At 36.3% G+C, this 23,865-nt stretch carries 22 protein-coding genes; 17 read left to right on the forward strand and 5 right to left on the reverse strand.

What is annotated here, in order from left to right; genetic code table 11:
• Positions 1 to 30: 30 nt before the first annotated feature.
• Complete coding sequence (gene lpdA / locus R1T42_RS00855; protein ID WP_317290924.1) at positions 31 to 1,422, reverse strand: dihydrolipoyl dehydrogenase; 1,392 nt, start codon at positions 1,420 to 1,422, stop codon at positions 31 to 33.
• A 75-nt stretch (positions 1,423 to 1,497) separates the two neighbouring features.
• On the opposite strand from lpdA, the gene R1T42_RS00860 reads away from it, so the two are divergent.
• On the forward strand, positions 1,498 to 2,544 hold the full coding sequence (locus tag R1T42_RS00860; RefSeq protein WP_317290925.1) for a quinone-dependent dihydroorotate dehydrogenase: 1,047 nt from the start codon (positions 1,498 to 1,500) through the stop codon (positions 2,542 to 2,544).
• A complete protein-coding gene (locus R1T42_RS00865; protein ID WP_317290926.1) occupies positions 2,541 to 3,158 on the forward strand; it encodes a LysE family translocator in 618 nt (205 codons plus the stop codon). Before R1T42_RS00860 ends, R1T42_RS00865 begins: the two co-directional genes overlap by 4 nt.
• A 41-nt stretch (positions 3,159 to 3,199) precedes the next feature.
• On the opposite strand, the gene R1T42_RS00870 is transcribed toward R1T42_RS00865, so the two are convergent.
• A complete protein-coding gene (locus tag R1T42_RS00870) occupies positions 3,200 to 4,978 on the reverse strand; it encodes a glycoside hydrolase family 15 protein (RefSeq protein WP_317290927.1) in 1,779 nt (592 codons plus the stop codon).
• A gap of 86 nt (positions 4,979 to 5,064) precedes the next feature.
• Here R1T42_RS00870 and R1T42_RS00875 point away from each other — a divergent pair, with 86 nt between their 5' ends.
• The 3 genes from R1T42_RS00875 (at position 5,065) to R1T42_RS00885 (ending at position 10,021) form a co-directional block, all read left to right on the forward strand.
• The gene (locus R1T42_RS00875; protein WP_317290928.1) at positions 5,065 to 7,275 is read left to right on the forward strand and encodes a bifunctional alpha,alpha-trehalose-phosphate synthase (UDP-forming)/trehalose-phosphatase; all 2,211 of its coding nucleotides are present in this window, start codon (positions 5,065 to 5,067) and stop codon (positions 7,273 to 7,275) included.
• A gap of 229 nt (positions 7,276 to 7,504) precedes the next feature.
• Positions 7,505 to 8,368, forward strand: a complete 864-nt coding sequence (locus tag R1T42_RS00880) for a hydroxymethylglutaryl-CoA lyase (RefSeq protein WP_042248310.1) — start codon at positions 7,505 to 7,507, stop codon at positions 8,366 to 8,368.
• A gap of 132 nt (positions 8,369 to 8,500) precedes the next feature.
• On the forward strand, positions 8,501 to 10,021 hold the full coding sequence (locus R1T42_RS00885; RefSeq protein ID WP_317290929.1) for a GH3 family domain-containing protein: 1,521 nt from the start codon (positions 8,501 to 8,503) through the stop codon (positions 10,019 to 10,021).
• Between the two features lie 51 nt (positions 10,022 to 10,072).
• On the opposite strand, the gene R1T42_RS00890 is transcribed toward R1T42_RS00885, so the two are convergent.
• Positions 10,073 to 10,663, reverse strand: coding sequence for a hypothetical protein (locus tag R1T42_RS00890; protein WP_042248313.1), 591 nt, complete (start codon positions 10,661 to 10,663; stop codon positions 10,073 to 10,075).
• A gap of 150 nt (positions 10,664 to 10,813) precedes the next feature.
• Between R1T42_RS00890 and paaE the strand changes: the two genes are divergently transcribed.
• The 7 genes from paaE to paaD all read left to right on the forward strand — a co-directional run bounded on the left by paaE (position 10,814) and on the right by paaD (position 15,598).
• Positions 10,814 to 11,890, forward strand: coding sequence for a 1,2-phenylacetyl-CoA epoxidase subunit PaaE (gene paaE, locus R1T42_RS00895; RefSeq protein ID WP_042248316.1), 1,077 nt, complete (start codon positions 10,814 to 10,816; stop codon positions 11,888 to 11,890).
• Between the two features lie 142 nt (positions 11,891 to 12,032).
• Positions 12,033 to 12,986: a 1,2-phenylacetyl-CoA epoxidase subunit PaaA gene (gene paaA / locus R1T42_RS00900; RefSeq protein ID WP_042295755.1), complete on the forward strand. Its 954-nt coding sequence runs from the start codon at positions 12,033 to 12,035 to the stop codon at positions 12,984 to 12,986.
• A gap of 59 nt (positions 12,987 to 13,045) precedes the next feature.
• Entirely contained in the window at positions 13,046 to 13,330 is a 285-nt protein-coding gene (gene paaB / locus R1T42_RS00905; protein WP_036581638.1) for a 1,2-phenylacetyl-CoA epoxidase subunit PaaB, read from the forward strand.
• Between the two features lie 70 nt (positions 13,331 to 13,400).
• Entirely contained in the window at positions 13,401 to 13,745 is a 345-nt protein-coding gene (locus tag R1T42_RS00910) for a four helix bundle protein (RefSeq protein WP_317290930.1), read from the forward strand.
• Positions 13,746 to 13,801: 56 nt separating this feature from the next.
• Complete coding sequence (gene paaC / locus R1T42_RS00915) at positions 13,802 to 14,647, forward strand: 1,2-phenylacetyl-CoA epoxidase subunit PaaC (protein WP_317290931.1); 846 nt, start codon at positions 13,802 to 13,804, stop codon at positions 14,645 to 14,647.
• A 56-nt stretch (positions 14,648 to 14,703) separates the two neighbouring features.
• Entirely contained in the window at positions 14,704 to 15,051 is a 348-nt protein-coding gene (locus R1T42_RS00920) for a four helix bundle protein (protein ID WP_317290932.1), read from the forward strand.
• Positions 15,052 to 15,094: 43 nt separating this feature from the next.
• Positions 15,095 to 15,598, forward strand: a complete 504-nt coding sequence (paaD, locus tag R1T42_RS00925; protein ID WP_317290933.1) for a 1,2-phenylacetyl-CoA epoxidase subunit PaaD — start codon at positions 15,095 to 15,097, stop codon at positions 15,596 to 15,598.
• A gap of 36 nt (positions 15,599 to 15,634) precedes the next feature.
• On the opposite strand, the gene R1T42_RS00930 is transcribed toward paaD, so the two are convergent.
• The gene (locus tag R1T42_RS00930) at positions 15,635 to 17,767 is read right to left on the reverse strand and encodes a DUF7619 domain-containing protein (protein WP_317290934.1); all 2,133 of its coding nucleotides are present in this window, start codon (positions 17,765 to 17,767) and stop codon (positions 15,635 to 15,637) included.
• A 201-nt stretch (positions 17,768 to 17,968) separates the two neighbouring features.
• On the opposite strand from R1T42_RS00930, the gene R1T42_RS00935 reads away from it, so the two are divergent.
• A complete protein-coding gene (locus tag R1T42_RS00935; protein ID WP_317290935.1) occupies positions 17,969 to 18,751 on the forward strand; it encodes an enoyl-CoA hydratase-related protein in 783 nt (260 codons plus the stop codon).
• Positions 18,752 to 18,759: 8 nt separating this feature from the next.
• Here the strand turns inward: R1T42_RS00935 and R1T42_RS00940 are convergent, their stop codons facing one another.
• Positions 18,760 to 20,415, reverse strand: a complete 1,656-nt coding sequence (locus tag R1T42_RS00940; protein WP_317290936.1) for a SulP family inorganic anion transporter — start codon at positions 20,413 to 20,415, stop codon at positions 18,760 to 18,762.
• Positions 20,416 to 20,662: 247 nt separating this feature from the next.
• On the opposite strand from R1T42_RS00940, the gene R1T42_RS00945 reads away from it, so the two are divergent.
• The 4 genes from R1T42_RS00945 to R1T42_RS00960 are packed head-to-tail and all read left to right on the forward strand — an operon-like array spanning position 20,663 to position 23,865.
• Positions 20,663 to 21,841 carry a 3-hydroxyacyl-CoA dehydrogenase NAD-binding domain-containing protein gene (locus tag R1T42_RS00945; RefSeq protein WP_317290937.1) on the forward strand — a complete coding sequence of 393 codons (1,179 nt, stop codon included), beginning with the start codon at positions 20,663 to 20,665 and terminating at the stop codon, positions 21,839 to 21,841.
• Entirely contained in the window at positions 21,841 to 22,368 is a 528-nt protein-coding gene (locus tag R1T42_RS00950) for a DUF1697 domain-containing protein (RefSeq protein WP_317290938.1), read from the forward strand. The genes R1T42_RS00945 and R1T42_RS00950 overlap by 1 nt, the downstream gene beginning before the upstream one ends.
• Positions 22,369 to 22,372: 4 nt before the next feature.
• Entirely contained in the window at positions 22,373 to 22,780 is a 408-nt protein-coding gene (locus R1T42_RS00955; protein ID WP_317290939.1) for a PaaI family thioesterase, read from the forward strand.
• On the forward strand, positions 22,780 to 23,865 hold the full coding sequence (locus tag R1T42_RS00960) for a hypothetical protein (RefSeq protein WP_317290940.1): 1,086 nt from the start codon (positions 22,780 to 22,782) through the stop codon (positions 23,863 to 23,865). Before R1T42_RS00955 ends, R1T42_RS00960 begins: the two co-directional genes overlap by 1 nt.

The following is a 23,865-nucleotide window of genomic DNA, read 5'->3' on the forward strand; positions in this document are numbered from 1 at the left end:
GAGGCTTTTGATTTATTATCAATCTAAACTTTATAAGTGAATCACTTCTCCATAAGCGTCTGCTACAGCTTCCATTACCGCTTCACTCATTGTAGGGTGTGGATGTATCGCTTTTAATACTTCGTGACCAGTAGTTTCTAGTTTACGACCTAGAACTGCCTCGGCAATCATATCAGTAACACCAGCTCCTATCATGTGACATCCTAACCACTCGCCATATTTAGCATCAAAAATCACTTTTACAAAGCCATCCTTTGCACCAGATGCGCTTGCTTTTCCAGATGCGCTGAATGGGAATTTACCAACCTTTAATTCATAACCAGCTTCTTTAGCTTGTGCTTCTGTCATTCCTACACTTGCAATCTCTGGAGTAGAGTATGTACAGCCAGGTATGTTTCCATAATCAAGTGGTTCCACATGCATATCTGCAATTTTCTCTACACACAAAATACCTTCGGCACTTGCCACGTGAGCTAGAGCTGGACCAGCTGTAATATCACCAATTGCATAATATCCAGGTATGTTAGTTTGATACCAGTCATTAACTAATACCTTACCACGATCTGTAGAGATTCCTACTTCTTCTAGACCTATGTTAGATAAGTTAGTCTCAATTCCTACCGCACTTAATACGATATCAGCTTCAAGAACTTCTTCTCCCTTTTTAGTTTTAACCGTTGCTTTAACTCCATTACCAGATGTATCTACACCAGTAACCTCGCTAGACGTCATAATTTTAATACCTGCTTTTTTAAAGCTGCGTTCCATTTGCTTTGAAACATCAATATCTTCAACAGGTACAATACGATCTACATACTCTACTATAGTAACCTCAGTTCCCATAGAGTTATAGAAATAAGCAAACTCAACACCTATCGCTCCAGATCCTACTACGATCATCTTCTTAGGCTGCTTTTCTAAAGTCATAGCTTCACGGTAACCTATTACTTTTTTACCATCCTGTGGTAAATTAGGAAGTACACGAGACTTTGCACCAGTAGCGATAATGATATGGTTTCCTTCAACAGTTGAAGTAGATCCATCTTCGGCCTTTACTTCGATTTTCTTACCTTTTTTCACGGTACCATAACCCATGATGACATCTATCTTATTCTTTTTTAATAAGAATTGTACACCTTTACTCATTCCGTTAGCAACATCACGAGAACGTTTCACAACCGCGTTAAAATCTTTATCTACACCAGTAACTTTAAGACCATAATCTTCGGCATGGTTGAGGTAATTGAAAACATCAGCACTTTTAATTAGTGCTTTTGTAGGGATACAACCCCAATTCAAACATACTCCACCTAGAGATTCCTTCTCTACAATAGCAGTTTTCAAACCTAATTGAGACGCGCGTATTGCAGTTACATATCCACCAGGTCCACTACCTAAAACGATTACATCATATTTACTCATATCTGTCAATTTTTAAGAGTCACAAAAATATGGAATAAAGTCCAACGGATTGTAAATTTGCACAACCTTATTCTTATGTATAAATCTATAGTACGACCGTTACTTTTCTCCTTTGATCCAGAGGCAGTTCATCATTTTTCTTTTAAAAGCATCAAATTATTGAGCAAAGTGCCTGGTTTTAGTGCGCTTTCGCGAAAGCGTTACAAACAAAATCATCCATCTTTAAAAAGAGAACTCTTTGGTTTACAGTTTGAGAATCCAGTAGGAATGGCAGCAGGATTTGATAAGGATGCTAAAGCATTTAAAGAATTTTCAAATCTTGGTTTTGGATTTATAGAAATAGGAACGCTGACACCAAAGCCGCAAGATGGAAATCCTAAGCAACGATTGTTCAGATTAAAGAAAGACCAAGCGATTGTAAACAGAATGGGATTCAATAACGGTGGAGTAGATGCTGCTGTAGAACGATTGAAAAAAAATCCAAAGCTAGGCCAACCTAATCACGTCTTAATAGGCGGAAATATTGGGAAGAACAAACTCACGCCTAATGAGGATGCGGTAAACGATTATATCATCTGTTTTGAAAAATTATTTGATCACGTTGACTATTTTACTGTAAATGTTAGTTCTCCTAACACACCAGGATTGCGCGAACTTCAAGATAGAAAGCCTTTAACGCACATACTTCAAACACTTCAAGACTTAAATAATAAAAAGGTTAACAGAAAACCTATACTTCTTAAAATTGCTCCAGATTTGACTGATGATCAGTTACTAGATATCATAGGAATAGTAGAAGATACTCAAATTGATGGAGTCATATCTAGTAATACAACCATTTCTAGAGAAGGATTGCAATCAGAAGAAAGTCTAGTAAAACAAGCTGGCGGATTGAGTGGTGCGCCACTTACTCAAAGAGCCACAGAAGTAATTGCCTTTTTACATCAAAAAAGCAATGGCGCGTTTCCTATCATAGGTGTAGGTGGCATCATGACGGCTCAAGACGCCATTGACAAAATGAATGCTGGTGCCAGTCTCGTACAATTGTATACAGGATTTGTATATGAAGGGCCTAAGTTGATTAAAGATATTAATAATGCTATAGTTGCTCAAGGATTGTGATAGAGTCACTGGTATCTTTTGCATTTGCAACCTTACTGCTTGCCATTTCTCCAGGACCAGATAATATTTTTGTCCTTACACAATCGGTAGCTCGTGGTTCTAAATATGGAATTGCCATTGCTAGTGGATTGATTACAGGTTGCATAGTTCATACTTCTGTAGTTGCATTTGGTTTTGCCATTGTCATAAGAGATAACGAGTGGTTGTTATATGCTATAAAAATAGCTGGAGCCATTTACTTACTTTACTTAGCTTACAAAATTGTTAAGTCTGATGCTTCTATAGAATTTGGAGCTGAAAAAGCATCTAATAAAAGTCTATGGAAACTCTACAAAGTCGGCATCACCATGAATTTGCTAAATCCTAAAGTAACCTTATTCTTTCTAGCTTTATTACCACAGTTTGTAATCGCAAACTCTTATCCCGATTGGATTCAAATCTATTTGCTAGGTGGCATTTTTATGCTCGTTTCTTTACTGACTTTTTACACGATTGCTTTGCTTGCCGGTAAAGCAGCAAGTTTCATAAAATCTTCTCGATGGTTTGCCCCAGCTATGAAATGGGTGCAGATCGTAGTTTTTATAGGGATTGCGGTCGCGATATTGATTCCTTAAAAAAGCGATGATAAACAATTTCCACTTTTTAAATTTCTTAATTAGCTATCCTTTAAGGTTTTTGAAAAATTGATGGCAGTTTCTATAAGCGCAAGATGTGAATAGGCCTGTGGAAAGTTTCCTAGTAGCCTTTTGGTTTCAAAATCTATATCCTCACTAAATAATCCCAAGTGATTACTGTACGATAACAACTGGTCAAAATACTTACGAGCTTTCTTGGTTTCTCCTATTTTGTTAAGACTATCTATAAACCAGAATGAGCAAATCGTAAAACTAGAAGACGGCTCACCAAAGTCGTCTTGATTCTTATATCTATACATTAATCCATCACGGCATAATTCTTTTTCTGTTGCTTGTACGGTGCTTATAAAACGAGAATCAGTGGCTTTAATAAATCCATACTGTTCCATTAATAACGTCGAGGCGTCTAAATCTTTTGAACCATAAGATTGGGTGTATGCTTGTACTTCTTCGCTCCAAGAATTTTGGTAAATATCCTCATAAATTTCTGCTCGTAATGTTTTCCAATCTTTCAAAGGTTCATTACGTCCTAATATTTCACCTACTTTAATAGCTCGATCGATGGCGACCCAACAAAGTAATTTTGAAAACGTGAAATGTCTATCTTCTGTACGCAACTCCCATATACCTTTATCTGGTTCTTGCCAGTGCTGTTCTACTATTTTAGTAATTCCTTTAATAATGGTCCACAGTTCTTCGCGGTTTTCTAGAGTGGTTTCAAATTCTACAAACTGGCGATATATAACCTCCATTAGAATCCCATAGATATCATTTTGCTTCTGTATGTAAGCAGCGTTGCCTATGCGCACAGGCTGCGAATTCTGATACCCATCTAGATGGTCTAGAAAACTCTCTGTAAGGTCACGCTCACCATTAATTCCATACATGATTTGAATTTTTTCATCTTTATCAGGTATGGTATTTATAACAAATTGTAAAAATTTACGTGCACTTAATGGATGCCCTAAATCTGCAATGACTTTAATTACCATAGAAGCATCTCGTATCCAACAAAAACGATAATCCCAGTTTCTTACCTCACCGATGGTTTCTGGTAAACTTGTGGTAGCAGCAGCTAGTACAGCTCCAGATTTTTCATAAGAAAGTACTTTGAGAGTAAGAGCACTACGTACAATTTCATTTTGATAAATCGGATAGCGAGTCGTTTTTTCACTCCAGTCCATCCAGTAGGTTTTAGTACGCTGGAATTTAAGATAGCATCTGTCTAGACTTTGCGGACTCAATTTCTCATGATAACTCACTAATAAATAGGCGTTACCAGTCAATGTTATAGTTTGCTGGTTGACAATGTCGCTATAATTGAGATCGCTGTATAAAAACAAAGAATCATATTTACCATCTTTAGTCTGGCTATGGATATACTCTTCTTCAATCGTAGTAAATACTTTACTAGAAGCATATTCTAGACGTGGATCATACTGTACGGAAAATTGGGGTTTTCCTTTTAACAGTCTTATAAACCTTATGATATCTGGCGGCGTATAATAACTACCATCTTCTTGCTGGTAACGTGGCATAAAATCAATTACCTGAAATGCATCGATTCCATTATCGTAAGTGGTGCTTAGGATATTAGTTTGCCATAGATATTCCTGAGATATAGAATAATCATCAGTGATTATAAAACTGAGAGAACCACCTTTTTTGTCATCTAGTAATTTTGCAAACACAGATGCAGAATCAAATATGGGAAGACAGCACCAGTCAATTGAACCTTTTTCAGAAATAAGGGCTGCGCTTTGGCAGTTACCTATAATTCCATAATTTAAATTATTCATAATAATCGTATAATTTTCTTTAGGGCAAACAGATTTTTCCGAAATTTAAGGATTAATCAATAATTCAAACCAAAGGATTTATCTTTATGTTAAAAACATTAATAGTTTCTAATAGATTACCCTTACAATTAAACATTGAAAACGGTAAAGTTTCCTCTTCTCCTAGTGTTGGTGGGCTGGCTACAGGACTTAAATCTGTACATAAAGAGAGTAATGGAATATGGATAGGGTGGAATGGACTTATACAGGAAGATGTTGATTCACAGTTAGAAAGTGCTGTGGAAAAAGCGGTTCAAGAGCAACAATGTGCCTCTGTAGCATTTTCTCAAGAAGACTTAGACGGCTTTTACTATGGATTTAGCAATCATACCATATGGCCCATGTTTCATTATTTTATGGAATATGCAAAATTTAGTAACAAATATTGGGAATCCTATAAAAGGGTAAATGAAAAATTTGCGCAAGTAGTATTAGAAAACTTAGAAGAAGGTGATACCGTCTGGGTGCATGATTATCAACTTATGTTGTTGCCACAACTTATAAAAGAACAACGTCCAGATGTATCTGTTGGTTTCTTTTTACATATTCCATTTCCTTCGTTTGAAGTTTTCAGAACAATTCCATGGCGTGAGCAGATTTTAAATGGACTTTTAGGTGCTGATCTTATTGGGTTTCATACTTATGATTATGAGCGACATTTTTTAAGCTCGGTAAGTAGGATTTTAGGCTATGCGACTAGTTTTAATAGTATCACTCTGGCAGATCGTGTCGTGACAGTAGATTCCTTTCCTATGGGTATTGATTATGAAAAGTTTTCTTCTTTTTCAAAAGCGAACCAACAACAAACAGATATAACGCAGAGTGAACTACAACGCAGATTATATCATCATCAAGAAGAAACTCCTGAGGCTAAAATGATTCTGTCTATTGATAGACTAGATTATACAAAAGGTATCGCAAACCGTATCAAGGCTTATGAGCGGTTCCTAGAGAAATATCCAGATTATATTGAAAAGGTGCGACTAGTCATGTTAGCGGTTCCCAGTCGTTCAAACGTTAAACAATATAAACGATTGAAAAAAGAAATTGACGAGCTAGTAGGACGTATCAATGGAAAATTTGCCACCGTAAGTTGGACGCCTATCTGGTACTTCTATAGGTCTATGCCATTTACCAACTTAATAGATCTTTATACTTCATGTGAGGTGGCTCTTATAACACCTATACGCGACGGAATGAATTTAGTTGCTAAAGAATATATCGCCTGTCGTACTGATCGCACAGGTGTATTGATTTTAAGTGAGATGGCAGGTGCAGCAAAGGAAATGAATGAGGCATTACTCATTAATCCTAATGATCTCGAATTGATTGCAGACACCATAAAGAAAGCTATAGAGATGCCTGTGATTGAGCAAAAAAAACGTAATAAATATATGCAAAGTCGCCTGAAACGCTACAATGTAGAGAAATGGGCAGAAGATTTTATGAACAAGCTTAAATCCGTTAAAAGAAATGAAGAGTTGGTAAAGACTAAATTAATAAACTCTAATTGTAAAGAGGAATTGTTACAACGATATAAAGAATCTCAGAATAGAATCTTCTTTTTAGATTATGATGGGACTTTAAGAGGTTTTGTTAACGACCCTAGCGAAGCACATCCAGATGAAGAAATTTTAAATTTAGTACGCGGTTTAAATGAATTGCCACGTACTGAAGTTGTGATTATCAGTGGCCGCGATGCAGATACTTTGGGAGAATGGTTTAAGGATATTCCAGTGGTTCTTATTGCGGAACATGGAGTGCTTAAAAAGAACCTAAGTGATGAAAAATGGCGTCTAACTGAGACCATGAATACAGACTGGTTTCCGACTATAGAGCCTATTCTTCAAAAATATGTTGATCGTACTCCTGGTACATTCATAGAGAAAAAGAAATATTCCTTAGTATGGCACTATCGTAAGGCAGATCCTGATTTAGGTGAGCAACGAGCTACAGAGCTCTCTAACGTTATTAAAGAGCTAAGCATCAACCGTGGTTTAAGCGTTCTTTATGGTAACAAAGTCATTGAAATAAAAAGTATGAATGTTCACAAAGGTAAAGCGGCAACTAATCATATATTAAGTTCAGAAAAAGATTTTGTTTTTGCTATTGGAGACGACTGGACTGATGAATTTATGTTCCAAGATCTACCAGAAGATGCCGTTACTGTAAAAGTAGGACGTGTAAATACTGCCGCACGATATTATATAGAAAGACAAGAAGATGTTGCAGGTTTGTTGAGTTTGTTTATATCTTAAAAAAGAGTGGTTGTAATCAATTAAGTGGCGTTGTGATAATTATGTGATTCTTATCATTCATATTTGAACTCAGATTTGATAGAAAAGAAATTACAATTGAAAATTAAACTTCCCCTTAATTTTTGCTTGAACCTTAAGGCCTCTTAGTTTTTAAGAGGCTTTTTGCGTTAAAAATAAGAAGTTGAAATCGTTTTCGTAAACCTTAAAACCACATTATCTTTACACTCTGATGGAAAAGGTGAAAATCATAGAATGTCCGCGTGACGCAATGCAAGGAATTAAAGAAATGATTCCTACAGATTTGAAGGTGCAATACCTTCAATCCTTATTGCGATGCGGATTTGATACCATAGATTTTGGGAGTTTTGTATCTCCTAAGGCAATACCACAACTAGTGGATACGGCTGAGGTTCTTTCAAAACTTGACCTTTCTAAAACAGAATCTAAACTGCTTGCCATTATTGCAAATCTACGTGGTGCAAAAGCGGCATGTGAGCATCCAGAGATTCAATATTTGGGTTATCCATTCTCGATTTCAGAGAATTTCCAGATGCGTAATACCCATAAAACTATTGCACAAAGTGTGGAGTTGTTGCAAGAAGTAATTGATCTCGCACAAAAGCATGATAAAGAGTTAGTAGTTTATATCTCGATGGGATTTGGTAATCCTTATGGAGATCCATGGAATGTGGAGATAGTAGGAGAGTGGACAGAGAAATTATACAAGATGGGCGTTAAGATTTTATCGCTTTCTGATACCATAGGTAGTTCAGATCCTGAGACGATTACCTATTTGTTCTCTAACTTGATTCCTAAATATCCTGAAATAGAATTTGGCGCACATTTACATACCACACCTACCACGTGGCATGAAAAAGTAGACGCTGCTTATAAAGCTGGTTGCCGTCGTTTTGATGGTGCGATTCAAGGTTTTGGCGGTTGCCCTATGGCAAAGGATGAACTTACAGGTAATATGCCTACAGAGAAAATGGTAAGTTATTTTAACGCCGTAAAAGCAGATTCAAACGTAAACGCGATGTCCTTTGAAAGCAGTTACAATGAAGCGACAAAAATCTTTACTAAGTATCATTAGGCTATATTTAAACAGTGACATTTCTAGAGTCATTGGGATCGCAATTTAATTTTATTCATATTTAAAATCTTATCAGAATCTTAACCTAGCACAGGTGTTTAAAGGTCTATTTTTGGAATAAACCACTATTTCATGGCACTTTTAGGTCCTATTATTAAGACAGCATTAAATCTTCACGAGACGATTACCGCGACGTCAGACCATGTGGTTGCGCAACGCAAAGTATTGGAGCATTTATTAAAAACGGCAAAGAGCACTTCTTTCGGCTTGTATTATGACTTTAATAGTGTTTTAGAAGGAGATGATATGGAGCACGCTTTCGCGAAAGCGGTACCGTTTTACGACTATCACAAAATGGACGAGCAATGGTGGTCTCGCATGAAAGAAGGAAAGCCTGACATCGCATGGCCAGGCGTACCAAATTTTCTTGCTAGATCTAGTGGTACTACAGGTAAAAAATCTAAAACAATTCCAGTCACAGATGAGATGATTGCGGCGATAAAAGCTGCAGGAACCAGACAGGTAAGCGCATTGACTAATTTCAATTTGCCCACAGATGTATTTGAGAGTGAAGTCCTAGCACTAGGTAGTTCTACAGATTTGAGTGAAGAAAATGGTTTTACGATAGGAGAAATTAGTGGAATATCTGCGAGTAATATTCCAGAGTTTTTAGACTCTTTTTACAGACCAGGAAAAGAAATATCTTCCATAGACGATTGGGATGAGCGCGTTCAAAGAATAGCAGAAGAAGCTAAAAATTGGGATATAGGTATGTTAAGCGGTATTCCATCATGGTTAGAAATGATGCTTAGAAAAGTAATGGATTATCACAAGGTAGATTCTATTCATGAAATATGGCCTAATCTTTCGGTTTATACTTCTGGTGGTGTAGCATTTGAACCTTATCGCTCGAGTTTTGAGAAGTTGTTTTCAAAGCCTGTACAGATAGTAGATACCTATCTAGCTAGTGAAGGTTTTATAGCCTGTCAACAACGTCCAGAATCTAGTTCTATGCAGTTGATTACCGATGGTGGTATTTATTTTGAATTTGTGCCTTTTCAACCAGACTATGTTGAACAAGATGGTAGCATTTCTCATGATGCGCCAGTTCTAACCATGGCTGAGGTAGAACCAGAGGTTGATTACGCTTTAATCATATCGACAGTATCTGGTGCATGGCGTTACTTAATAGGTGATACAATAAAATTTACAGACGTAGAAAAAGCCGAAATTAAAATAACTGGTAGAACTAAGTTTTTCTTAAATGTAGTAGGTAGTCAGTTATCAGTTCTTAAAATGGAAACCGCGATTACAGAATTGCAAGAAAAATTTAATACCAGTATCAAAGAGTTTACAGTAAGTGCCAAAAAGATAGACGGAGAATTTCAGCATGTATGGTATCTAGGTACAGAAACAGAAACTTCAGAAAAAGAACTTGCTGAGGCTCTTGATCAATCGCTACAAGAAGCTAATAAAAACTATAAAGTAGCAAGAACCAAGGCACTAAAAGGTGTGCAAATTCATAAAGTACAACCAGAAACGTTTGCACAATGGAACGATCACAATAAGAAAAAAGGCGGTCAGGTAAAAATGGAAAAAGTAATGGACGAAGTGAAGTTTAAAGCCTGGGAAGAGTTTGTGAGTAGTCTTTGAGTCCTTGAGAAAATAAAGCTGTTGACAATTCACCAATTCACCAATCCAAGACTAATTAGGCGCTAGTTCATCTTGACTAGGCTTTTCTCCAGTTTCCCCATAGCGATTGATCAATTCTAAAATCTCTTCAGGAGATAGGTAGAATTTACGCATGTGTTTTTTATATTTTTCAGATAGACTCGTGTGATTTAAAATAAATTCTTTAGTCTTTAAAATATATTCACCCATACCGTGACGCACGGCATAGTCGTCTGCGGCACGTTCTACTTCTTGAATGTGTGCATGTGAGTATAAGTATTTTAACCCAAAGAAAATCATATCTACAGTAGATCGAGAACGATAATCCATGACATGGCCTAGTTCATGACCCAACCATCCTGTAAGGACATCGCTTGGTATTTCGTTTATAGTAAAGATTTCATTTTCTACTTTAAATTCTTTGCTTATTAAAATAATATAACCGCGATTTTCTTTACTTCTAAAAATACTTTTATAAGTAGGTTGTGCTTGCATGAAATTCTTGCGCACCATATCATTGAACTTAAATTCTATTTCAGTATCCTTTAAAGCAGGATAAAAAGACATCGCTTTTTCGGCTTCTTTTAAAATGGAATCTGGAGCTGTAATATTAGGGTATTGCATATATAGCAATATACGAGAGGTAATGATTTGATGTCGTGAAAATAGCGTTAAAGGTTAATTAACGATACCATAAAATGCATCCTTAAAAAAGGCGCTTGCTTTCCAAACTAACAAGTGTTAGTTTTGTGTGAACTTAACGACCTAATATCTGTGAGCAACTTTCATAACATAACATTATCTCAAGTCTATAAAGAGACAGATGATACTACGGTAATCGCCTTTGACGTTCCACAAGAACTTAAAGAAGAATTTAACTATCGTCCAGGTCAGTTTTTGACCTTGCGCGCTATGATAAATGGTGAAGATGTGCGACGCAGTTATTCATTATGCAGCAGTCCGCTGGATAATGAGTGGAAAGTTGCGGTTAAAGAAATCTTTGAAGGTAAATTTTCAACTTATGTAAATCGCGAGTTAAAGACCGGTGATGTGTTACAGGTATCAGCACCTAGTGGTGATTTTGGAATCGAAGTATCAGAAGAGAATGATGCCAAAAACTATATCGCATTTGCCGCAGGTAGTGGAATTACACCTATGTTGAGTATTATTAAGACACATCTTGCTAGCGAGCCTAATGCAAAATTCAAGTTATTCTACCTCAATAGAACCGTAAAATCAATTATATTTAAGGAAGAGATAGAAGCACTCAAAAACAAGTATTTAAGTCGTTTTGAAGTCTTTTATTTCTTAAGTCGTGAGCATAGAGATATTCCATTGTTTAATGGACGTTTTGATCAAGAAAAATTACAAACGCTTACTAAAACTTTAATAAATGCACCGCATACAGACCATGCTTTTATCTGTGGTCCAGAAGAGATGATTTTCTTAATAAGAGATGAATTAGTCGCTGCAGGAATGAAGAAAGAAAATGTTCATTTTGAACTCTTTGTAAGCGGATTAAGCGATGCAGATAAAGCTCGTGCCGCTGCTGCACTAGAGAAAAAGGTCGATGGTGTAGATGTGACCATTATAGACGGTAGTAAAGAATTCCATTTTGTACTAGGTGATGATTATGATAACGTCCTAGATGGTGCCATAGGAGCTGGAGCAGATTTGCCATATGCCTGTAAAGGTGGTGTGTGCAGTACATGTAAATGTAAAGTGGTAGAAGGAAGTGTGGCCATGAAAGTGAACTATGCACTGACTGATGAAGAAGTTGAGAAAGGATTTGTGCTTAGTTGTGTAAGTGTACCAACGAGTAAGAAACTTGTTGTAGACTACGATGTCTAGAGTATAAAAAAAGTATGTTGTTATATCGCTTTCGCGAAAGCGGAACCGCAACAAGTATATAGAAAGAAAAGTAAGTTCGCATCGCATGCGAACATGAACAAAGTATCATAGACGCATGCGATGCGTCAATAACATATAAACCATGAGTGAAGCAGAAATCAAAAATTTAGAAGCGCAATTTGATGCTAAAATTGCGAGAGATGAAAAGATTGAGCCTAAGGACTGGATGCCTGAGAAGTATCGCAAGACGCACATCAGACAGATATCCCAGCATGCTCATTCTGAAATAGTAGGGATGTTACCAGAAGGGAACTGGATTACTCGTGCGCCGTCATTGCGACGCAAAGTAGCGCTACTGGCAAAGGTGCAGGATGAGGCTGGACATGGACTCTATTTATACAGCGCTTGTGAAACTTTAGGTATCACTCGTGAGCAACTCTATGAAGATTTGCATTCTGGTAAAGCAAAATATTCTTCGATTTTCAATTACCCTACGATGACTTGGGCAGACATGGGAGCGATAGGCTGGCTAGTGGATGGTGCTGCGATTATCAATCAAGTACCGTTGTGTAGTACATCTTTTGGACCTTATGCTCGTGCGATGGTGCGTGTATGTAAAGAAGAAAGTTTTCACCAGCGCCAAGGATATGAAATTATGTTATCCCTATGTAACGGTAGTGAAGAGCAAAAAGAAATGGCACAAGATGCATTGAATCGCTGGTGGTGGCCGTCATTAATGATGTTAGGTCCTACAGATGCGGCAAGTACGCATACCGAGCAATCCATGAAATGGAAGTTGAAGCGTAAGACCAACGATGAGTTACGTCAGCAATTTATAGATCAAACAGTACCACAAGCAGAACTTTTAGGACTTACTATTCCAGATCCAGATTTAAAATGGAATGATGAAAAGGGAAGTTATGATTTTGGCGCAATTGACTGGGACGAATTCTGGCAAGTAGTAAAAGGCCACGGACCGATGAATAAAAAACGCCTAGATGATAGACGTAACGCTTGGAACGATGGCGCTTGGGTGCGTGAAGCAGCTACTGCTTATGCAGCAAAACAAAAAGCACAAACTGCTCAGGCTATTTAATCAGCGTACGGGCAAATTTTTAAACTTAAACTTAAGTTTAAACTTAAATTTAAATATATATGAGTCAAGAAATTCCACTTTGGGAAGTTTTTATAAGATCTAAAAACGGATTAGAACACAGACATTGCGGTAGTTTACATGCTGAAGATGCTGAAATGGCAATGAATAACGCTCGCGACGTTTACACACGCAGGAATGAAGGTGTGAGCATATGGGTAGTAGAATCTAAAAATATAACAGCCAGTAGTCCAGAAGCAAGTGGCGAGTTATTTGAACCGGCAACAGATAAAGTTTACAGACATCCTACTTTTTATGAGTTACCAGAAGAATTAAAACATATGTAAAAAGCAAAGCTTTTTACATATGTTTTAATTCTTAAATCCAAACTTAAGTTGAAATTTAAATTTAAAGGCAATGAGTAAGGCTTATGATTTAGAAGAAAGATTAATCAGCTTTGCTGCTGATGTGGTTTTAGTTTTTGATAAACCAGCAAAGACCTATGCTTCTAAATATTATGCTGAACAATTGATAAGATCCTCAGGTTCTGTATCTCTAAATTTTAGTGAGTTTGCTGGAGCTGGTACTGAAAAGGATAAAATTAATAAATTAAGAATTGCTCTTAAAGAAATAAAAGAGTGTAACAATAATTTGAGAATTCAACTAAGAGCTGGTTTGGGAGATGTTAAGCATTTGAAAAAACTTCAAGATGAAGCTGAACAGATTGTTAGAATTCTAGTTGCTATTATAAATAAACGATAAACCCTTTTAAATTTAAATTTCAGTTTAGATTTAAATTTAATACCACAATATCCATTATGGAAACCATTTCAAATTCAAAAACAAAAGTGATTTCAAATTCTGCAGTGCCTATTAAGGAATTAAACCCACAATTCCTTGAATCAACAGAAAATAAGAAACACCTGATCGACTATCTTTTAGGTGTGGCAGATAACTATTTGATTCTTGGTCAGCGTCTAGGAGAGCTTTGTGGTCACGGACCTAATTTAGAGCCAGATATCGCGCTTACTAATATCTCACTAGATATGCTCGGTCAGGTGCGTAGTTTTTACCAGTATATAGCGCAATTAAGAGGTGATAAGTCTACTGAAGATGATATCGCATTTTTAAGAAAAGAACGTGAGTATAAGAATGTATTACTGGTAGAGCAGCCTAACACAGATTTTGGTTATGTAATTGTACGTCAGTTTTTCTTTGATGTATATAACAGAATGTTTTTAGGAGCATTACAACAAAGTGCAGACGAGACCTTAAGAGCTTTGGCCTTTAAAGGTATCAAAGAAGCGAGCTATCATGAGCGTTTTTCTGGAGATTGGTTAAAACGTTTAGGTGATGGAACTGAGGAAAGTAAAACACGTGTGCAACAAGCTGTAAACGATCTGTGGATTTATACAGATGAGTTGTTTCACACCACCAAGGCAGATGATGCTATGATTGAAGCTGGTGTAGCACCAGATATGTTACAGTTAAAAGAATACTACTATGATAAAGTAGGTGAGTTGCTTTCTACAGCAACACTAGAATTTCCGGAAGTAGAATATTTCCAAAAAGGTGGAAAAGAAGGTTTACACAGTGAACACATGGGTTACATTCTTGCCGATATGCAGTATATGCAGAGAACGTATCCGGATTCGAAATGGTAAACTTTTGAACTCGAATTCGAATTCGAACTCGAATTTTAAATAAAGATTATTAAGAAATGGCTTATCAAGACCTCGCTGACAGATTGGAGAATTTTGCAGCTGAAATTATAAAGCTGTATGAAAAAATGCCTCATTCTTATGCGGCTCAATATCTTGCACAGCAATTGATTCGATCAGCTTGCTCATCAGCTTTGAATTATGGAGAAGCTTTAGGTGCAGGGACTACAAAAGATCGAGTTAATAAGCTACGAATTACATTAAAAGAACTTCGAGAAAGCTTGAGAAACTTAAGAATTCAAAATAAGGCAAATTTGTTAACTTTAGAAAAATCTAAAACTTTACAGTCTGAAAACGATGAACTTATTAGAATAGTAGTAACCTTAATTAAAAACTCAAATGACTAATAATTCAAGTTCAAGTTCGAGTTCAGATTCAAATTCTTCAAGAATGGCAAACGAAATATTTGGTTCTTTACCTAAACCTATAGTAGCCATTCTGGAATCTGTAAAAGATCCTGAAATACCTGTATTAAACGTGGTAGACCTTGGGGTAATCCGAGAAGTTATAGTTGAAGGAAAAGAGATTACTATAAAATTGACACCTACCTATAGTGGCTGTCCAGCGATGGATGTTATAGGTGATGATTTAGAACGAGCATTTGCAGTTCACGGTTATACAACTCACATACAGTTAATTATGAGTCCGCCGTGGACTACAGACTGGATTACCGAGCGTGGTCGTAAAGCACTGGAAGAGTATGGAATCGCCGCACCACTAGAAGAAACCGCCGATAAAGATGTATTGCTCAACGATAAGAAATTAGTAAAATGTACAAATTGTGGTTCACAAAATACGAAGCTGGTCAGCCAGTTTGGATCTACGGCTTGTAAGGCCATGTTCCAGTGTGAGGATTGCTTAGAGCCGTTTGATTATTTTAAGTGTTTGAAATAACCTCGCTTTCGCGAAAGCGTAACAGAAATCAAAAAACTATTTCTTTAGCAACTTCAAACTGATAGTCTGATCATTATTATTCACTTTTAGAATATATAATCCAGCATGGAGATCATTAAATTCTATCCGTCCATTCTCAACATTTCCGTTCCAAATTTCTTTTCCGTCTAGTGAATAAAGCTGTGCTTTACCAGTATTAACCTTATTTAGAAAAAGCGTATTGCCTACAAGTGGAATAGGGTAGACAGCGATTTCATAACTATCATCAATAGAAGCTGGAGCATCAAAGGTAGTGGTCCATGTTTCGGTAACAACTGGTGGATTATAGTCGAAGAATATACTTGCATTTGCCTCTATAACATCGCCCACTGTAAATCCAGGCAACGGCTTGACTCTATACTTTATAAAACCATTACTACCAGCTTCATCCATCGACTCTGGTGGTAATTGGATATTATCAAAGAAAAAATCTAAAGAGTTCTCATCTTTTTGATAAATAAAATTATGACTGGTAGTTATTATCTCAAAAGTCGAATCATCAAGTCTTGAATCAAGATTAGATAATACCCTTACAAACTGCGCACTAGCGGTTCCTAAGTTTTGAAAACGAATCGTATATTCTAAGTAATCAGTATTTGAAAATGTATTTATAGGTATAATTTCGCCTCTAACTTCAGTTACGTCATTAGGGTCATAAGAAGCAACTATATCTACATTCAAAGTAGAGCTGTTATTGGTAGAATTGTTATCTAATGAAGATGGGTTTATAGATCCAGTATGAGTAAACGTATCTCCTATTTGAATTCCTGTTACTGGCGTGGACATGGTAACTGTAAGTCTTTGTTGTCCAAAACTATTTATAGAATAAGGAATCGTAAAACCTCCTGAATTTAAAATAGCGGTTCCATTATTTAACAAGTCTGTACTGTTTGAATCAGTTATTGAGAGAATAGTAGCTCTAGAATCGTTGTTAAACTGTAACGTCCCACTTGCGGCTCCATTTAATGTGTTATCGATAATAATACTTGTCACACTATTAAATCCAGGATTCGGCGGTATATTACTAATCATATTTAATGCAGTATCCCTGTTTGCAGTAGAGTTTTCGGTAACTGCAAATTTTAATTCTGTCGTTGTACCGCTAGAGGTCAAAATGTCATCAAAATTGGAGGTTGTAATCGTATAATAATTATCAAATCTGCCTAGTGAAGCATTGATATCATTTAATTGATTTCCAGGATCGGTATCAGATTTTAAAACTGATATACCGATTCCGTTATTCAAAACAATTCTAGTAGTTAGGTCATTATTTGCAATAAATTCAAAGTTAGTATGAGGAACGTCTATCTCAGCAGCATCCCTTGTTCCATTATTGTTTTCGTCTAGAAAAGCGGTTGCTCTCATCAACCCATAATTAATAGTTCCATCCGTATAACCATGAGAGTAATCAAATGTCATAGCGAGAGGATAAGCAAGAGGAAAAGGCGAGTCTCCATCAACTATTTGATAACCTATTGAAGCTGTGGGAAAAGAATTAAGATCTATAACTCCTACAAAATCTCCAACGGTATTAACCATACTTTGAGGTATATCTGCAAACCACCATCCAGTTTCATTAGTTGATACAGAAAAATTATTCCCATTCTGATCTCCAAAATTGATTACCGCACCTGCAATAGTATTATCTATGCCTAGATCATAGCTGTTATTTAAATCTACATCTATATAGATAACTCCGTAGCGATGCGGTACAGAAGCCTGATAAAAAGAAGCTCCATCTTCAACTCTAAAACCATTAGGCCCTTTACCATCTGATAGTTCTGAAATTGAATTTGTACCACTTAAACCAGTAACCGTTGCTTGAGTAGACCCAAAAATAACTCCTAGAGGTGGAGCACCACCAGCTACAGCAATCCGACCAGTGGTAGTAATGGTGGCCCCAGGTGCTAGTGTTGAAGGGCTCAGTGATAAGCTAGGGATTACAGCTTGTGGATTTGTTATAACAAGATTCGTAATATCGCTAGAAGAAATATTGGTAATAGTGTAGGAGAGTTCCGTATAGCCACCTATTTCACCTCCAGAAGTTACATCCATATCAAAATCAAGTTCGTTTTGGCCGGAGGCAAAAAGAGAAAATAAAGTAAATAGCAGAAAGTGAGATAGTTTCATGGTGGTTATTTCTTATAAAAATACTAATTCGTTTTCGAAAAGCAATTTTTTGCTTGTTAATTGTAATTTTAAATATGATTAATTGTTTTTGTCTCGCTTTCGCGAAAGCGTAACAACCACTATCTTTATAATCAACTTTAAAAGACCAACCTTTTAATCAGATTAAGTCCGTGATTAGGGTTGAAACTATAATAAAATAATATGTCAGATTCTATCCTAATGCAAGTCGATAACGGCGTTGCAACTATAACTTTAAAGAGACCTCAAGTATTCAATTCTTTTAATCGTGAGATGGCGTTTTCGATGCAAGATGCATTAGATAATTGTGCTTCAAATGATGAGGTTAGAGCCGTACTGATTATAGGAGAAGGAAAAGCATTTTGTGCAGGGCAAGACATTCAAGAAATTACCGATCCAGAATTGAACCCAGGTTTTAAAGCCATTCTAGACGATCATTATAATCCGATTGTACTCAAAATCAGAAATCTTGAAAAACCAGTTGTAGCTGCCGTAAATGGTGTTGCCGCTGGTGCAGGAGCAAATATAGCCTTGTGTTGTGATGTAGTAATTGCAACAGAAAGTGCTGCTTTCATTCAAGCGTTCTCTAAGATCGGACTAATTCCAGATAGTGCTGGGACGTTCTTTTTGCCTAGATTAATTGGTTTTGGAAAAGCAAGTGCTGCCATGATGCTGGCAGATAAAATTACAGCACAAGAAGCTGACCAAATGGGAATGATTTATAAAGCTGTTCCTGACGCAGAATTTTTAAATACCGCCCAAAAAACAGCACAAAAGTTAGCCGCATTACCTACAGTAGCTTTAGCCAATACAAAAAAAGCACTGAATCAATCATTTTACAATACGGTAGAAGAGCAACTAACGCTTGAGTCTAAACTACAAATTGAAAGCGCATCTACAGAAGATTATGCTGAAGGTGTGGCTAGTTTTATGGAGAAACGTAAGCCTGTTTTTAAGGGAAAATAGAACCGTTTTTATAATTTAAAATGATTTTTTAAGTATTCAAAGGCCTCTTCTATAGTTTCAAAAGTCTCAGATTCACTTACCAGATCTGGTATGATATCAATCGATTCTAATTTATCTTTAGGTTGTTCTTGTAAACCGGTAAGAACTACCCTTACATCACGTTTTTCTAAATCTAGAACCGCATTTTCTAAAGCATACAAACCAGATTGATCTATGTAAGGAACTCGATCCAGACGAATTATCAACGCTTTTACTTCTGGAGAAAGAGCTTTAATAGTTTCTTGAAAGTGTGAGGTGAAACCGAAGAACAGCGGTCCATAGAGGTGCTTTATATAAATTTGATCCTTAAAAGTATTATATAACTCTTGCTCGTCTTTCCAAGGTTGTTCACCGTCAAATCCTGCAAGAGTTCCTACTTCTAGTCCTTTTTCTCCTAGATCGCTTGCGCGTTTCATAAATAGTAAGGATGCCAGTATAACTCCTATACCTACCGCTTGTATTAGACTACCAAATGTAGTCATCAACAGTACGATAATTAATACTACGGCATCTGCACGTGGTACCGCAAGTAAATGCTTAAGTCCTTTTGTATCTATAATTTTAAAACCGATAGGAATCAAGATTCCGGCAAGAACCGCTAGAGGAATATGCGCTGCAAGACCACTTAAACCTAGCAAAACTGCTGCAAGAAATAATCCATGTAACACACCTGATAAGCGCGTTTTTCCACCAGAATTTATATTTACTACTGTTCCTTTTGTAGCTCCAGCACCTGGAATACCACCAAATATCGCAGCAACCATGTTCCCTATTCCTTGACCTATTAATTCTCTATTGCTATTATGTTTTGTTTTGGTCATATTATCTGCAATGACTGATGTAAGCAAAGAGTCTATAGACCCTAAAACAGCTAGTACTAAGGCATATTCGGCCACAAGTGCATAGGCACTCGAGTCAATATCTAAAATTCCATTCAATTTTAAAGAAGGTAATCCAGATGGGATATCGCCTATGATAGGCACTTGCCACGGTAAGAAATAAGCAACAACAGAAACAACAATCAACGCCACAAGTGCACTAGGTATTGCTTTAGTAATTTTAGGAAATGTATAATAAATGAATACAGTTAACGATCCTAATACTAGTGCTTGCCAATTAAAGCCTTCTATTAATAACGGCATGTCACCTAGAACTTTCAATGTGTTTTTAGGCGATACCATTCCAAAAAGCGGGAATATTTGAAGTAAAATAATGATTAAACCTACACCGCTCATAAAACCAGAAACCACAGGATAAGGGAAGTATTTAATGTATCCAGCTATGTTGATAAAGCCAAAAAGCATTTGAATAATCCCACCAGTTAAAAACGTAAGTATGATTATAGGCATCGCGGCTTCTACGCTGCCGGTAAGTTCAATAGCTTTTACCACTAAAGCAGCAGATACTACCGTCATAGGTCCAGTAGGTCCACTGGCTTGAGTTGCAGTACCACCAAAGATAGCTGCAAAAATCCCAACTGCGATAGCACCATATAGTCCAGCAATAGCTCCTAAACCAGATTGAACACCAAATGCTAGTGCTAGCGGTAGTGCAACAACACCAGCGACTAGACCACCAGTGAGATCACCTTTTAAATTTTTAGTATCATAAAAAGAAGAAAGCATAGTACAATGTTTTTTAGTTGGCAAGTTATAAAAGTAACTTAACGTCTTGAGCTTATAAACAAATCTAGGTCCTATTGCCCAATAGTTCAAAACAATTTATTTGTAAGGGCAAATAATCAACGTGTTTATATTCTGTGTCCGGTCAAGACTTATGAGTTTATTAGATAACTTCACTAACTAACTTATTATATTTGGTGAGCAAAAGAAACTAATAATAGCGAAAAATTAAAGGTGAATTATTAAATCTATGGATATAAATAAAGTAGGAGTCATAGGAGCAGGAACAATGGGAAGTGGTATTGCTCAAGTAGCTGCCACAGCTGGCTGTCAAGTGAAATTGTTTGATGTAAATCAGGCGCAACTGGATAAAGCGCAAGCTGCTCTTGAAAAGATAATGAACCGACTTATTGAGAAAAGTAGAATAGATGTTGCTGAGAAAACTCGCATACAATCTAATATCTCTTATGTCAATACGGTAAAGGATCTAGCGGACTCGGATCTTACTATCGAGGCGATTATTGAAAACCTAGATATTAAGAAAAAGGTATTTCAAGAATTGGAATCTCACGTGTCTGACGACTGCATTATTGCTTCTAATACATCTAGTTTAAGTATAGCGAGTATTGCAGCATCACTCGATAAACCAGAGCGCTGTATAGGAATTCATTTCTTTAATCCAGCGCCATTAATGAAACTCGTTGAGGTAATTCCTGCCGTACAAACTGCTCAAAACGTTACAGATACTTGTGTGGCTACTATCGAGAATTGGAAAAAAGTAGTTGCCGTAGCAAAAGATACTCCTGGCTTTATAGTCAATCGTGTGGCGCGTCCATTTTACAGTGAATCCTTGCGTATTTATGAAGAAGGAATGGCGAGTTTTGCCACTATAGATTATGCCTTGAAAGGACTTGGTTTTAAAATGGGACCTTTTGAATTGATGGATTATATAGGTCACGATGTGAATTATGTGGTGACAGAAACTGTTTTTGCAGCTTTCTACTTTGATCCACGTTACAAGCCGTCGTTAACTCAGAAACGATTGGTTGAGGCTGGCTGGTTAGGCCGTAAGTCTGGAAGAGGTTTTTATGATTATGTGAATGTGGATAGTGAGCACGCTTTCGCGAAAGCGGACCCAATAAAATCTCCTGAACTCATAAAAGAAATTCAAGATCGAGTACTCATAATGCTTATCAATGAGGCGGCAGATGCTTTGTTTTTAAACATCGCAACGGCACAAGGAATAGATAGCGCCATGACCAAAGGTGTGAATTATCCAAAAGGATTGCTCGCCTGGGCAAATGAAAAAGGAATAGAATGGTGTGTAAACGGACTGGACGCGATGTATGATTTATACAGAGAAGATCGATATAGATGCTCACCAATATTACGTAAAATGAAGGCTGCTGGAACTAAATTCTCACTATAATGAGATATGTAGCGCTATTGCGCGGCATTAACGTAGGTGGTAAAAATAAGCTACCTATGGCGTTACTGCGTGATGCTTTAGGAAAGGCCTCTTTTTATGGTGTGACTACTTATATACAGTCTGGAAATATCGTTTTTAATAGTGATTTAAAATCGGCGCAATGTGCTGATATTATTAGCGAACTATTGAAGTCAGAATTTGATTTAGCTATTCCTGTTATGGTAAAGAAACAAGAAGAAGTTTCTGAAATCTTAAAAGCAAGCCCTTTTAAAACGAGAACTATAGAGAATTCAAAGTTCATGAGTTTTGGCTTTTTAAATGAAAGTCCTGTTCAAGAGAAAGTAAACGCTACTGAAGAATTTTCAACTGAATTAGAAACTTTTAAAATAGTAGATGATGTTATTTATTTCTATTGTGGAGTAGGTTTTGGCAAGACTAAAATGACTAACGCTTGGTTTGAAAAGAAACTTGGTGTGACATCAACAATGAGAAACTATAATACGACACTTAAATTGACAGAACTTTAAAAAGATGATAGACGGAAAAAAGATTCCAGCAAAAATGCTTTCACTTGATCCTTATTCTACTTGGTTAGGAATTGAAATCCTGTCGGTTGAAATAGGTTGTGTAAAGTTAGGAATGACCATAAGACCAGAAATGCTCAATAGTATGGGAAAAGCACATGGTGGGATTACATACTCGCTGGCAGATACTGCTTTTGGTTTCTCATCAAACACGCATGGTAAATTTGCCGTATCTATAGAAACAAGTATCAACCACATAGAAGCACTAGAAGAAGGCGACTACATCACAGCAGAATGCACTCTAGATAAAACCAAAACCAAAGTAGGTTTTAACATCGTTGAGGTTAAAAAAGGCGATGAGCTGGTAGCGCTTTTTAAAGGAGTTGTATATCGAACAGGTAAAGACTGGACATAATGGCGAAAAAAATCACTTATTTATTTGGAGCAGGAGCAAGTTATAATGCTGTTCCTATTTTAAATTCTTTGTCCGAGTCTATGAGATCAGTTGCTCATGATCTGGCAATAGAATCATTAAATTACGACAATGTCAAAATTTTTCAAAGGAAATTAATTGAACTGGCTAACATTTCCGAGGAATACGGAACAGTTGATACTTATGCGAAAAAATTATTTCTTAATAGAGAAGCCAAAGAGTTGAAAGAAATGAAATTTCTTTTAAGTATCTTTTTTGCTATCTGGCAAGGATATTATTACAAAATAGAATTTCCTTTGTCTGCTGGAGATTTACTAGCTAATGTTGAAAAGAAAAAATCATATGATCATTTAGATTATAGATATAAAACGTTGTTAAGTAATTACTTAGAGTTTGATAATAGAAGTTCTTCGATTAAACTTGATGATAACATCAATTTTTTGACCTGGAATTACGATTCTCAAATAGAATTAGCCTTCCAATTATTTAATAATGATAAGTGTGAATTAATTGATATAAATAAATATTTTAAATTTTTACCAACTACTAATGATAACTCAAAAAATAGAATTATTCATTTAAATGGTATTTCAAATATTATTAATAATTCAGGAATTTTAAATAATCTTTTTGAATCTTCAGATTTTATTAGTAAAACCATGATGATATTGAAAATTAATAAGGTTTTTGAAGCAAGTTTTATGAGCGTGAATAAAGCTCTTATAGACTATTCTTGGGATGACAATGATGAAATAGTTGATGCTGCGATACAAATAATTAAACAGACCGATATACTTATTGTTATAGGTTATTCGTTCCCGACATTTAATAGAGCTATAGATTCACAGTTGCTAAGTGGTTCTGGAAATTCTTTTGATAAAATTATTTACCAAGATCCAAATGCTTCTGAAGAATTGCTGGAGCTTTTTCATATTAATCTTAGAAATAAGAGTAAAGATGTGAATGGAAATTATGTCAATTATAAAATTTTAAAAGAAAAAGGTCAATTTTATATTCCACCTGAATATTTTCCTCAAGGTGAGGAACAACCGAAATATCACGTATAA

The sequence above is a fragment of the Nonlabens ulvanivorans genome, assembly GCF_032922765.1.
In the GTDB taxonomy this organism is placed as follows: domain Bacteria; phylum Bacteroidota; class Bacteroidia; order Flavobacteriales; family Flavobacteriaceae; genus Nonlabens; species Nonlabens ulvanivorans.